This window comes from Maribellus sediminis, from assembly GCF_011799805.1.
Classification (GTDB): domain Bacteria; phylum Bacteroidota; class Bacteroidia; order Bacteroidales; family Prolixibacteraceae; genus Draconibacterium; species Draconibacterium sediminis_A.
Genome location: NZ_WXUB01000001.1, coordinates 65,574 through 79,374, shown reverse-complemented (window position 1 = coordinate 79,374; position 13,801 = coordinate 65,574). Strand labels below are relative to the sequence as shown.

Annotated in this window: 9 protein-coding genes; 4 read left to right on the top strand and 5 right to left on the bottom strand. The window is 42.9% G+C overall.

The window, feature by feature from the left end; all coding sequences use genetic code 11:
* Window positions 1–29 precede the first annotated feature (29 nt).
* Window positions 30–1,151, top strand: coding sequence for an efflux RND transporter periplasmic adaptor subunit (locus tag HFD85_RS00250; RefSeq protein WP_167604602.1), 1,122 nt, complete (start codon window positions 30–32; stop codon window positions 1,149–1,151).
* Window positions 1,152–1,172: 21 nt separating this feature from the next.
* Window positions 1,173–4,598: an efflux RND transporter permease subunit gene (locus HFD85_RS00245; protein ID WP_167604601.1), complete on the top strand. Its 3,426-nt coding sequence runs from the start codon at window positions 1,173–1,175 to the stop codon at window positions 4,596–4,598.
* A gap of 94 nt (window positions 4,599–4,692) precedes the next feature.
* On the opposite strand, the gene HFD85_RS00240 is transcribed toward HFD85_RS00245, so the two are convergent.
* A complete protein-coding gene (locus tag HFD85_RS00240) occupies window positions 4,693–5,781 on the bottom strand; it encodes a mannose-1-phosphate guanylyltransferase (RefSeq protein WP_167604600.1) in 1,089 nt (362 codons plus the stop codon).
* A gap of 243 nt (window positions 5,782–6,024) precedes the next feature.
* Between HFD85_RS00240 and HFD85_RS00235 the strand changes: the two genes are divergently transcribed.
* On the top strand, window positions 6,025–6,765 hold the full coding sequence (locus tag HFD85_RS00235) for an MlaE family ABC transporter permease (protein WP_167604599.1): 741 nt from the start codon (window positions 6,025–6,027) through the stop codon (window positions 6,763–6,765).
* On the top strand, window positions 6,762–7,517 hold the full coding sequence (locus HFD85_RS00230) for an ABC transporter ATP-binding protein (RefSeq protein ID WP_167604598.1): 756 nt from the start codon (window positions 6,762–6,764) through the stop codon (window positions 7,515–7,517). Before HFD85_RS00235 ends, HFD85_RS00230 begins: the two co-directional genes overlap by 4 nt.
* A 59-nt stretch (window positions 7,518–7,576) precedes the next feature.
* Here the strand turns inward: HFD85_RS00230 and HFD85_RS00225 are convergent, their stop codons facing one another.
* The 4 genes from HFD85_RS00225 to porW form a co-directional block, all read right to left on the bottom strand.
* A complete protein-coding gene (locus HFD85_RS00225) occupies window positions 7,577–7,918 on the bottom strand; it encodes a type II toxin-antitoxin system HicB family antitoxin (protein WP_167604597.1) in 342 nt (113 codons plus the stop codon).
* The gene (locus HFD85_RS00220) at window positions 7,915–8,163 is read right to left on the bottom strand and encodes a type II toxin-antitoxin system HicA family toxin (protein WP_167604596.1); all 249 of its coding nucleotides are present in this window, start codon (window positions 8,161–8,163) and stop codon (window positions 7,915–7,917) included. The genes HFD85_RS00225 and HFD85_RS00220 overlap by 4 nt, the downstream gene beginning before the upstream one ends.
* 166 nt (window positions 8,164–8,329) lie before the next feature.
* Window positions 8,330–9,886: a T9SS response regulator signal transducer PorX gene (gene porX, locus HFD85_RS00215; protein ID WP_167604595.1), complete on the bottom strand. Its 1,557-nt coding sequence runs from the start codon at window positions 9,884–9,886 to the stop codon at window positions 8,330–8,332.
* Between the two features lie 202 nt (window positions 9,887–10,088).
* A complete protein-coding gene (gene porW / locus HFD85_RS00210; protein WP_167604594.1) occupies window positions 10,089–13,778 on the bottom strand; it encodes a type IX secretion system periplasmic lipoprotein PorW/SprE in 3,690 nt (1,229 codons plus the stop codon).
* Window positions 13,779–13,801 lie beyond the last annotated feature (23 nt).

Genomic DNA, 13,801 nt, shown 5'->3' with positions numbered 1-13,801 from the left:
TAAACAGAAAACAATAAATAAAAAATACAATGAAACGGATTTTATTCATACTAACAACAGCGATTCTTTTATCGGCATGTGCCAACACTACTGTTGAAGACGACGCTGCAAAAAGAGAGAAACTTCAACAACTGAAGCAGCAAGTGCATTCATTGCAGCAACAAATCGATTCGATTGAAAAAGAACTAAACAGTTCGGAAGAAGTTGAGGTAGTAAAAATAAAGGCTCAAAAACTGGCCCAGCAAAAATTCGAACACTTTATCGAGGTGACTGCAAAAGTAGAAGCCGATCAGGATGTGGATGTTAGTCCGGAAACTTCGGGTATCATCAAAGAAATTTTAATTAAGGAAGGCCAAAATGTTTCAAAAGGCCAGCTGATGGCCAGGTTGAACACGGATGTACTGGAACGTTCAGTAGACGAACTCGAAGTGCAGCTTACGCTGGCCACTACCAATTACGAACGCCAGAAAAACCTTTGGGACCAGAATATCGGTTCCGAGATGGAATACCTTCAGGCTAAAAACAACAAGGAAAGCCTTGAGAAACGAATAGAAAGTTTGAAAACACAGATCGAACTGGCTGAAATCACATCGCCCTCTGATGGTGTAGTAGATATTTTGTACCAGGAAAAAGGACAGATCGGCAGCCCGCAAATCCCTTTTGCCAAAGTGATCAACATCAGTAAACTAAAAATATACGGCGATGTTTCGGAATCGTACCTTACCAAGGTACATAAAGGTGATGCCGTTCAGGTTCGTTTCCCGGCACTGAGTGAAGATGTGAATGCCAAAATCGATCAGATCGGTAATATTATCGATCCGAACAACCGCACTTTCCGCGTCCGGATCAACCTTGATAATCCGGACAAAACCATCAAACCCAACCTGGTGGCCATCCTGAAACTGCGCGATTACGTGAACAACGAAGCCATTGTTGTGCCTACACTCTTTATTAAAGAAGATTTTACCGGACACTACACATATATTGTTGAAAATGAAGGAGGAAATCCGGTAGCTAAAAAGATATATGTTACACCCGGTGTAAATAATAATAACCTCACCGAAGTGGTTGACGGCCTGACAGCCGGAATGCAGGTGATTTCTGAAGGTTACAACCAGGTAAGTAACGGCACCGTTGTTCAATTGAATTAATCACTCCAAACAATTAAAAAAATGGAGCAAGAAAATCAAAGCCATAAAAAAGAGATAACGCGGAAATTTAAACCCACTTATCTCGCCATAAAAAATAAAACCACCATCTACATTCTTACGGCACTAGTGGTGTTTTTCGGGATTTTCTCGTACAACCAGATGCCCCGCGAGGCGATGCCAGAAATTGTAGTTCCTTACATTTTTGTGCAAACCGTGTACCCCGGGAACTCGCCTGTTGATATCGAGAACCTGTGTACCCGTCCTATCGAGAAAGAATTGAAAGGGCTGAAAGGTGTCAAGAAAGTATCTTCGGCATCGTACCAGGACGTGAGCACTGTTTTTGTGGAATTTAATACGAACGTTTCCATTAAGCAGGCGCTGCAGGATACGAAAGACCGCGTTGACAAAGCAAAGTCTGAACTTCCGAACGATCTTCCAAACGATCCGTATGTAACGGATTTCGATCTGTCGGAATTCCCGATCATGAACGTTAACATTTCGGGCGAGTACAGCATGCGCGAATTAAAACGATTTGCCGAAGATCTTCAGGATGAATTTGAAAGCTATCGCGAGATTTCTGAAGCCAACATCCGTGGTGTGGAAGAACGCGAAATTCAGATTGATGTTGATCCGTATAAACTCGATGCAGTTGATCTGACTTTTGAAGATGTTGCCCTGGCTATTCAGCTCGAAAACATTACCATGGGTGCCGGCCAGTTTACTGCCGACCAGATCCGCAGAACCATTCGAACCGAAGCGAACTACAAAAGCATGGATCAGATCAGGAATACCATTATTAAAGTCAATAACGGTAAACCTGTTTATATACGTGATATTGCCACCGTTACCGATGGTTACGAGGAGCAGCAAACTATTGCCCGACTCGACAACAAACCGGTTGTTACGCTTTCGGTTACAAAAAAATCGGGCGAGAACATTTTGTCGGCTTCCGAGAATGTGTTTAAGGGGATTGAAAAAATGAAGGAAGATGGACGGATTCCGAAAAACCTTGACGTGATTGTCACCGACGACATGACCACTTACATTGAGGATACGATTTCGAACCTGGAGAACAGCATTATACTTGGAATGATACTGGTAACTTTTGTATTGTTTCTTTTCCTCGGTTTCCGAAATGCCCTGTTTGCCGGTCTGGCCATTCCCTTGTCGATGTTTCTTTCTTTTGTGATTCTTCAGCAAAGCGGAATTACTCTGAACTCGATGGTGTTGTATGCCCTTATTCTGGCACTCGGGATGCTGGTGGATAATGCAATCGTGGTAGTTGAAAACGTATACCGATTATACAGTCTGGGTTATTCACTAATGACAGCGACAAAACGCGGGGTGAGTGAAATTGCCTTTCCGATCATTTCGTCAACCTTAACTACACTTGCAGCATTCTTTCCGCTGCTCGCCTGGGAAGGTATTGTTGGTGAATTTATGGCCATTCTTCCGCGAACCTTGATTGTGGTTCTTGCGTCTTCGCTTTTTGTGGCATTGGTACTAAATCCGCCTTTTATAGCCAACTTCATGAAAATTGAAGACATAAATGCAAAGGCCAATGTAAAACGAATACTAAGAAATGCCGGCATTTTTGCCATTATTGCGGTACCGTTTTACTTCTTAAAAATCTATCTTCTGGGTAACCTGTTGGCAACAGTTGCTGCGATTATGGTACTCAATTTAGTGGCTTTGCGCCCATTGGCCCGCTGGTTTCAAACAAAATTCCTGGTTTGGCTCGAAAATGCATATACCCGCCAGTTGCGTCATGCGCTAAGCGGACGCTGGCCTTACATTTATTTTGGAGGAACAGTGGTACTTATGATATTCTCAATGGGATTCTACTTTGGTGGAAACCCGAAAACTGTATTCTTCCCCGAAACCGATCCTTCAACGATTTACGTCACGATGGAGTTGCCACTTGGAACATCAATCGAACGCACCGATGAGGTTTCGCGCGAAGTGGAATCTATCATTAAGAAAACCATTGAGCCTGTTATCCCAATTGTGAAATCGGTAACAACCAATGTTGGTGTCGGTAAAGGCGGCATGTTCGAGAATGAAACCAGCCCGAATAAATCGCTCACATCTGTTTCGTTTGTCGAGTACAAAAAGCGTGAAGGGATTAATACTGCCAAAATTATGCAGGAAATCACTCAAAACCTGGATGGATTTGTGGGGGCAAAAATATATGTCGACAAAGACGATCAGGGGCCGCCAACCGGAGCGCCGATTAATATTGATGTTGCGGGCGACGAGTTTAATCAGCTCATCAAAATCACTGACGATTTTATGCGTCTGATTGAGGCCGACCACATTCCCGGCATCGACGAGTTAAAGCTGAACATCAATGTAAATCAGCCTGAAATGCTCATTGAAGTGGATCGTGAACAGGCACGTCTTTATGAGCTTTCGACCCAGCAAATTGCACTGGCTTTCAGAAATGCCTTGTACGGTTACGAAGCCAGCAAATTCAAGGACGGTGAAGATGAGTACGATATTTTTGTGCGTTTGGCCGAAGAATACAGAAATGACGTTTCTACTTTAATGAATCAGAAGATAAAGATAAACGGAAACAGTATTCCAATTTCGTCGGTTGCCAGTTTCAAATATGCCACCACTTACGATAAGATCAGCCGCATCGATTTTAAACGCGAGATCACCATCTCCTCTGAAGTTACCGAAGGATACAACGCCAACGAAATAAACGCGCGAATTGCCCAGCTACTGGAAGATTACGATATGCCTTATGGCTACTCTTACGAGTTTACAGGTGAACAGCAGGAACAGGCAGAAAGTATGCAATTCCTGGTTTATGCCCTGTTTATTGCCATTGCATTAATCATGATCATCATGGTTACACAGTTCAACTCGTTTATCCGTCCGGCCATCATCATTGCAACGGTAGTTTTCAGTACCATCGGTGTTTTCCTTGGCCTCGGCTTATTCAAAATGGAATTTGTAGTAATCATGACCGGTATCGGAATTATTTCACTGGCCGGTATTGTGGTGAACAATGGTATTGTACTGATCGACTATATTGACCTGACACGGCAACGGAAACGCGAAGAACTGGGACTTCCCGAGGGTGCTTTCCTTCCGAAGGATGTACAGCGCGAAGCACTGGTTGAGGCAGGCCGCACCCGTTTGCGTCCGGTGTTGCTTACAGCAATTACCACAGTACTTGGTTTGCTTCCCTTAGCCATGGGACTGAACTTCGATTTCTTTTCGTTGTACACCCACTTCGATCCGCAAATTTCGGTAGGTGGTGAGAGTGTAGCATTCTGGGGACCAATGTCATGGACCGTTGTATTCGGACTGACCTTCGCAACAATTCTAACTCTTGTAATTTCTCCGGTGATGTACATGATCACCATTAGAATTAATTACACCATTAAGAAGTGGACCGGCAACCTGCCCCAGGTTCCGCAAAAAACAGAAGCATAAAATAAACCGTTCATAAAAGCAAGAGAGGCAGCCAACTTTGGCTGCCTCTCTTGCTTTATTCAACTTTACAATTTATCAGTTTTATAATGCCTTCTTATAACAATGAATCGCCTTTCCTGATTCGTACATCGGTTACAAATTTCTTGATTTGGCTTTCATCTTCACGCCTACAGATCATTAAAACATCGTTCGATTCGGCTACGATGTAACCATCCAATCCCTGAATTACAGCAACCTTATCATCGGAAATATCAACCACACAATTTTGGGCATCATACATCAACACATTTGTGCAATTTACAATGTTTCCGCCTGCATCTTTTTCGCGATTTTCGTATAACGAACTCCAGCTCCCCAGATCGGACCAGCCAAATTCGGCAGTCAGGACATAAACATTTTGGGCTTTTTCCATTATCCCGTAATCAATTGAAATGGCCTGGCACTCCGAGTAGGCTTTTTTAATAAAAGCCACTTCGTCGTCGGTATTCAACAAACGTTCGCCTTTATTAAACGTATTTACCATCTCTGGCAGATGCATTGTAAAAGCTTCAAGAAAACACGACAAGGTGGAAATAAAAATCCCAGAGTTCCAGTAGAACTCACCGGTTTCAATAAATATTTTTGCCATTTCAACATCCGGCTTCTCAGTAAAAGTCTTCACTTTATACAGGTTTTCCAGATCGTTGAAAGCCTGCCGCTTTTTAATTTGAATGTAACCATACATAGCTTCCGGCCGGTTGGGTTTCATTCCCAGCGTAAGTAGCGCCTCGTTGCTACTAACAAACGACAGCCCGTTGTTCAGCTGCGCAACAAACTCTTCCTGGTCGAGTATCAAATGATCGGAAGGCGTCACGATCACTTTTGCATCGGCGTTTTTCAATTTTATCCGATACAGCGCATAGGCCAAACAGGGAGCTGTGTTTCTACGGAATGGTTCCAGCAAAACCTGATCTTCTTTCAAATTCGGGAGCTGTTCCAATACCATATCTTTATAACGAATATTGGTAACCACCAAAAAATTTTCGCTGGGCACTACTTTTAAAAAGCGTTCGTAAGTTTGTTGTAAGAAAGTTTTCCCGGTGCCAAGCACATCCAGAAACTGTTTGGGTTTTGCAGTACGACTTAGCGGCCAAAACCGGCTTCCAACACCACCGGCCATTATCACACAGAAATTATCATTCATTTGTTAGCTGTTTGTTTTTCGTGGATCAACAAGTTTTGTCTGTTCAGGAGTTGTGCCTCAAAACCTGATTGATCTCCTTATCTTTTGTTTTGTATTCCTTATAAAAATATTGAATTTACAAGAGAATTCGTAATTGCAACGGTTAAATTTGGTTCTTTAGTAACGGAAACCGGGAGACAAAAGTTTTGTATCCATATTTTAAGTTGTAATTTTAGCCGAACAGATCGGATTAACATCAGTAAAATGGGATTCTTTTTTCACATAGGCCGATATTTCGTGATGCTCAAAAAAGTGTTTGCACGTCCGGAACGCCTGAAAATGTACATCCGCCAGTTGTTTCTTGAAATCGACAACCTGGGTGTGAATTCGGTCTGGATTGTTTTGATTATCTCGATTTTTATTGGCGGCATCATGACGATTCAGTTTGCGCATGCCATGGAAAATCCGCTTTATCCCAGCGAACTGGTAGGTTTGGGTACGCGTGATACGCTTTTACTCGAGTTTTCGTCCACCATGCTGGCGCTTATTATGGCCGGGAAAGTGGGTTCGAACATCACTTCCGAGATCGGTACAATGCGTGTCACCGAACAAATCGACTCGCTTGAAATTATGGGTGTGAATTCGGCCAGTTACCTGATTCTTCCTAAAATTATAGCCGTAGTTTTTATATTCCCGTTTTTGTACATCATCAGTGTATTCTTTGGATTACTCGGTGGATTGGTAACTGGTCCCCTGGTAGGTGTAATTACCATTCCCGAATACATCGACGGGATACAATGGCTTTTTTATCCGTACTTTATCACCTTCTCAATTATCAAGTGTTTGGTTTTTGGATTCCTGATAGCGTCGGTGTCGGCCTATTTCGGTTATTACGTGCAAGGAGGCGCACTTGAGGTGGGTAAAGCCAGTACCAAAGCGGTGGTGAATACCAATATTCTCATTCTGTTTTTCGATTTAATATTAACCCGATTGTTACTGACATGATCACGGTAAAAAATCTCAGCAAATCATTCGATGGGAATACGGTTCTGAAAGATATTTCCATCACTTTCGAGCAGGGAAAAACCAACCTGATCATCGGGCGAAGCGGCTCCGGAAAAACAGTGCTGCTTAAGTCGATACTGGGATTGTATGAGGTGGACGAGGGCGAGATCTGGTTCAACGACCGTAACCTGGTAAACATGGGTGAAAAGGAACGAAAGGCGCTTCGTCGCGAACTGGGAATGGTATTCCAGGGTGGCGCATTGTTCGACAGTATAAATGTTGAAGGCAACGTTCGGTTCCCACTCGATATGTTTACCCACATGAGTAGTGCCGAAAAACAAAAGCGGGTGGAATTTTGCCTCGACCACGTAAACATCGAGAAACAGGCATTCAAACTATCGCCAAGCGAGATCAGTGGCGGGATGCAAAAACGTGTGGCCATTGCGCGTGCCATTGCACTAAATCCAAAATACCTGTTTTGCGACGAGCCGAACTCGGGCCTCGATCCGGAAACGGCTACAGTGATCGACCAGCTGATCCAAAGCCTCACCAAAGAGTTTCAGATGACAACGCTCATCAATACTCACGATATGAATTCGGTAATAGAAATTGGTGAATCGGTCCTGTTTATTTCGAAAGGAGAAAAAGAATGGGTGGGAACCAAACACGACATCCTGAACTCGAATAACCAAAAACTCGAAGACTTTATTTTTGCCAATAAACTTTATGCACAAATGAAGCGGGGACAATAGCTAGCTCTTTAAGTTGATATCATTTACTTTTACATATTCGCGAAGCGCTTAACAACCAATCACAACTCCGATTCCAATTGTTTTTTTACTGCCTGCTGAATATACTGATTCAGGGTCATCCCTTTCAATAGTGCCTGTCGGGTGGCTTTTCTGTGAAGCTCCGGATTAAGACGTACATTCAAGGTACCCTTATACGACTTTTCTACTGGTTTACCTTCCGCTTTGCAATCTTTAATATGTTCGTCTACCATGTATTTAAATCCCTGCTCCAGTTCATCAACCGTTGAACCTTCAAAAGTAATCAGGTCGTCAATTCCCTCTACTTTCCCGTAAAAAGCACGGTCTTCGGCACTGTAATGCACCGAACCGATAAATTCTTTGTAAACCAATACATCTTTCATAACAATCGCTTTTTTGCCAGTTCTTTGCTGATCAAATCCACCTGATAACGTTTCAATATATTTTCAGGATGCGGTTTATGCAGTTTTATTTTGTGATCCAGTTTCTCGTTCACAAAAACAACACGTGAACCAGCTCCCTGCTTTTCCTGATATCCCAGAAATCCTAAAAGCTTCCTTAACTCATCAAAAGAAAAGTCTTTGGGCTTTTGTTTAAACCGATCGATCAGCTTTTCAACTTTGGTCATAAAACAAAGTTAAGCATTTTGCAACTAATATTCAGTTGCAATTTTATTTTAACCGAATTAATCTTCAAGCTTAATTTCCAAACCTTTAACCTATTTCATTTGGGACTACAACTAATAGATGAAAAACGAACATTTTCAGAAAATCCAGTAACGAATTTCTCAAGATTTACTTCTTCGGCACCAATGTCACCAACGGAACAATCATTTCTTCCATTGAAATTCCGCCATGCTGGAAGGTGTCCTTGTAATAGTTTGCGTAGTAATTATAATTGTTCGGATAAGCAAAAAAGTCGGTGCCTTGCGCAAAAATATAGCTTGTACTTACGTTTCGAGAAGGCAAATATGCTTTGCGCGGATCGCGTATCTCAAATACATTTTTCGATTTGAAATTCAGGTTTTTGCCCAATTTGTAACGCAGGTTGGTATTGGTTTCGCGGTCGCCGATCACTTTAACTGGATTATCAACCCGAATGGCTCCGTGGTCGGTAGTCACAATAACATTCACGTTATGCTCAGCCAGCGAACGCAGCAACTCGAGTAACGATGAGTTACGGAACCAGCTCAAGGTAAGCGAACGATACGCTTTTTCGTTATTGGCCAGTTCGCGGATCATGTCCATTTCGGTACGGGCATGTGAAATCATATCCACAAAATTCACCACCATTACCGAAAGATCGTTGTCCAGAATATTCTTTAAGTTATCAGTTACCCAGCGGTCTTTTCTTATGCCGGTTACTTTTTCAAAGTACAGATTTTCTTTGCGGCCGTAACGTCCTAACTGTTTCTGAAGCAGTTCCTCTTCGTGCCTGTTTTTGTGGCCTTCCCCGTCGTCGTGCTCCCACAAGCCGGGATACAGTTTCTCGATTTCAGACGGCATCAAACCCGAAAACATCGCGTTCCGGGCATACATGGTTGCCGTTGGTAAAATGCTGCAATACAACTCTTCGGTTTGCGTTCGGAAGTACTCGTTAATTACCGGACTGATGGTTCGCCACTGGTCGTAACGCAGGTTATCGATTACCAGTACAAGTGTTTTCTGTTTACGGTCGAGTTGCGGAAAAACAATGTGTTTAAAAATATCGGTTGACAGTAAAGGACGTTCCTCTTTGTCAAGAGTGAACCAATCAAGGTAGTTGTCCTTCACGTAGCGGTAAAAGGTCTTATTAGCCTCCTCCTTTTGCATGGCCAGAATCTCGTCCATCGCCGAATCTTCCGACTCACTCAACTCCAGTTCCCAGTACACCAGTTTCTTATAAATCTCTTTCCATTCGCTAAAATTGAGCCGGTCGTTGATCTGCATCCCGATCTGCGCAAACTGCATCTGGTATTTCGAAGTAGTTTGCTCGGTTACCAAACGTTTTTGATCGATGTTCTTTTTAAGCGTTAGCAGAATCTGCTTTGGATTGACAGGTTTAATCAGGTAATCCGCAATTTTTGCACCTACCGCCTCATCCATAATGTTCTCTTCCTCGCTTTTGGTGATCATCACCACCGGCACATTCGGTGAAATTGCTTTTATCCGGGTCAGCGTTTCCAGCCCCGTAATTCCGGGCATATTTTCATCCAGAAAAATAATGTCGTAGTAATTCTGACTGACCTTTTCAACAGCGTCAACACCGTTGTTGGCGGTTTCCACATTATAACCTTTTTCCTGCAGGAAAATAATGTGGGCACGCAGTAAGTCTATCTCATCGTCTGTCCAAAGTATACTTGGTTTGTTCATTCGCTTTTCTTTCTTGTTTTCTTAATCCTTCCCGGTCGGACAGGAAGTTTTACCGTATAATTGTTTCTATCGTCTAAAGATAAGAACAAATAAGGTGCCGCTATAGTATGCCATTAACAAAGTTTAACCTCCGCCTAAGGCGAAGTTAAAAGTTTAGAGTTTAAAGTAAAAATGCTCGTGGCTCGTAACTCATGGCTCGTAGCTAGTTACCTAAATACACTTTCTTGTAGAAATCCATGTATTCGACAATGTTCTTTTGTTGAAGGAAGGTATCGAAGTTTTCGTTTGAGATCAGGAAGTTGCGGTATTGTGCTGTTCCAAGCGGATCAAATAAATCGCGTTTGCGTACAACATTACTGAAATACTGGCGCGCCGTTTCTTTGTCGGCTATTCCGTCAATAATAATGAGGTTTCTGAATTCATCGAGCGACTGCTCGCGAACCGTGAAGCCGGAACCCGGGAAGTTCTCCTGGTTAAAGGCTTCCAGGCCGCTGATAAACGCTGCTTTGATGATGCCCTCTTTTGGAACTACAAAGACCACTTTGTGCCCGCTGTCAATGTTTTCGTTATAAGGCCCGGTATTTTCTACAGATTCAGCCGTTTCCTGTGTTGTGGCTTCAGTTGCTATGGCCGTTTCTGTATTTGCAGTCGATTGCTGAGTTTGACTTGTAGTTGTAGTACTGTTACTTGTTCTCCTTTGGGTATAATTGTTTCTGAAGAAACTCATATATTCTTCAACCTTATTCTCATCTGTTAAAGTCTGAAGATTTTCATCGGTTACAAGGAATGCTCTATAAGTACTACCCGTCAAAGAATTATATAAACTCCGGTTGGTAATCACTTTTCGGAAATACGATAATGATTGATTTAGAGAAGGAATCCCACTCACTACCAGCAATTGATACTCTTGTGTTTGTTTCAACTGAGATGATAGATTCCATGGTCTAAATTCTGAACGATTAAAGTCAGAAAATTCTTTAAGTACCTGTCGCAGCGACATGCCTTTATCCTTTACCGCCAGCACAAAATTTTGAGTGGTATCCACCTGCGTATTAAATGTGCCCGACTGTGCAGTAGTTACCGAAACAAAAGTTCCCTTTTCTCTTAAAGCATTGTTCTCGGCTTCGGCACGTGCCATTAATTCTTCAGGAGAAATATCCGGTCCTTCGTCGGTAAAGTTCGAGCGAATGAAACGGCTGTAATTCTTCACAAAGAACTTCAGGTAGTCGGCAATCGTTTTATCTGATTTTACGGTTCTGTAGTTGGTCGATGAAATCACAAAATTCAGGTATTCCACACCTTGTAAAGCTTGGAAAACTGCCGCTTTGCGAATAATCGCCCCATGGTAGATCAGCGCATTTTCCTTGTTCTGCATGGCACGAACCACTACAAAAGCCAGATTTTCATCCAGGTTTTCGGTTTCAATGTCGTAATCCACTTTGGTATAGTGGTCGATGTTGTAGTTGGCAAGGTCGAATTTCAGACGATTCAGATCGATTTTCTTTTCGTCTTCACGCGGATAAGCGATCACAAAATAGTGCAGCAGATCTTCCTCGTAAGTAAACTTACCGCCAAACTCATCGTCAATTGCATTCTGATCGAGCAATTCTTCGTTTTGAATTTCCTCGTTGATGTAGCCCATTTCCACCAGTTTCTGGTAATCGGCTAACGAACTGTCCTGAATCAAGGTAAGTATTTCTTTTGCCAGCGGCGATGGTTCTTTATCGGGATAAGCCTCAAGATATCCTTTCAACAAGGCTTCAAACTGATGTACATCGGTTTGAGTACCCTGAGCGATGGTTTGCATAAAATCGATCTTCGGAATGATCACCGAATCAGGTTTCATGGCTTTCATTTCATCAGTTAAAGTCAATACATTCCTGTACTGGCCACGCTTATAACTGGTGAATGTTTCCTGGTAAATCCGGTTCAGACTGTCGAGCCGCGCCTGCATTTCAACAAAGAAATTCGGATTGAGCAGGTATTGCGCAAAATTGCTTTCCGGGAAATCTGAGATCAAGAGGTTACGGTAATAATTCGCCTTTTCCTTGTCGCCCATCAGTTCGTACAAATCGTACAAATCGAAATAAGCCGACAGCAGGTAAATGTTTTTCGGGTAGCGTTTGTTCAGGTCTTCGAAACATTCGGCCGACCGCGGATAATCTTCAAATTCCGATTTAAATATTTTTCCGGCATTGTACAGCGCATCCCTTATCCGCTCGTGCGAAACCGCCATCAACGAATCAGTTAACGGAAGATCCTGCGTATAAAATTCTTTCTGAAGCGGGTCTTCCACGCGTTGTTCTTCCTCCTCGCCCGAATCTGCCATTTGCTCTTCATCGAACTCGGTCATTGTATTTTTATTCGACCGCCGCCAGTCATCTTCCAGTGTTCGCCGGCCCCATTGCTGCTGGAATGAGACCTTACCATAAGAAACTGTCTGTGGATTGTAGAAATACCATCCGCCTCCTCCCGAACTACCCATTCCCATCCGGTAGCGGTTCGACCGGTAGTAACCCTGACTTTGTGCTCCCTGCATTGCCACGTTTTCCATGTTCCGCTGGCGTTCCTGTTCTTCCTGCATCAAACGGGCAATCAAAGCTTCGCGTTCAGTTTCAGACATTTGAGCCACCTTTTGCAAACTGTCTTCCCGTTCAACAATCATCAGGTTATCAACCAAATGCGTAAGATTGGTATAACGTGCTTCAACATTTTTAAAATCGGGGTAAGTGTCATCGATAATGATCATTGCACTATCGTAGTAGCTCTGTGCACCACGGTATTCCTGATCCTCGAAATATAAATCGGCCAGCGTAATTGCCGAAAGCGCCCGCTGGTATTGATTCTTAAAACTGGTAGCAACTGACTGCTTATAGTCTTCCTTGGCATCATCGCGCAAACCTTCACGGAAATCGAGATTACCAAGTGCATAGTAGATCTGGTCGCGGAAATCAACGTTCTTTTTGTCGCGTAACATTTTGTTGAGTTCCTTCCTCAAGTCTGCGGCATTCCCTTCGCCTGAAAATACACCCGCCGAATTGATCTTAGCATTAAAGGCCATGGTATAATCCGGACTCGTGCGAGCCACATTTCTAAAGGCTTCCAACGCCTTTTCATTTTCGCCCAATTCCTGGTAAAGCTGAGCAATAATGTACTGGTATCGTGCTTTTTCTTTCCGCCAGAAAGTTTTTTTAATGGCAATATCGAGCATCTTAATCGCTTCAGAATACTCTTTCTGCTTTATGTAATAATTAGCAGTTGCCAATGCCAGATCGCGTTCGTATTTCTTCGGAAAATCGTCGTATCCCTGAAGTGCCTGGATGACCTCGTTCGCCTCGATGAAACGTTCGAGTTCGGTGTAGGCACGAATCAGAAAAACCTGTGCCTCGCTGGCCGTTTCTTCCTGCGGATATTTACGCACCACGTACGAAAAATTGTCAATTCCGGCATAATAATTTTGCTGGTAGAAATAAGCTTTCCCCATCAACAGGTAGCTGTCATCTATCCATTTGTTGAATTCTTCCTGACTGGCGAACTCCTGGTATTTGCGGGTACGTTTCTTTTTTCGTTTTGGCTTTTTCGTGATCGAGTGAATCTCCACCAACTTCGAACATTTCGAAACGGCATAATCCATATCGGATTTTACCATACGCGCTGCTGAAACATCGCTTTCCTTATAAATCGGCAGAATGCGGGTGTAGTCGTCTTCAATGCGTTCTTCAACACTTGCAAGACCGGCTTTCACACTTTCGTTGGCATTGAAATAGATGTTGTATTTCGATGTAACATTATGAAAAGTCCGCGATGCACGTGTGTTTTTTTCTGTAGAACAGCCCGCAAAAACAGCAACTAAAAAAAGAAAAAATATTGTATGTAAAAAAAGTCTTCTCAAACAGGTATTTTATTTACTCTAAG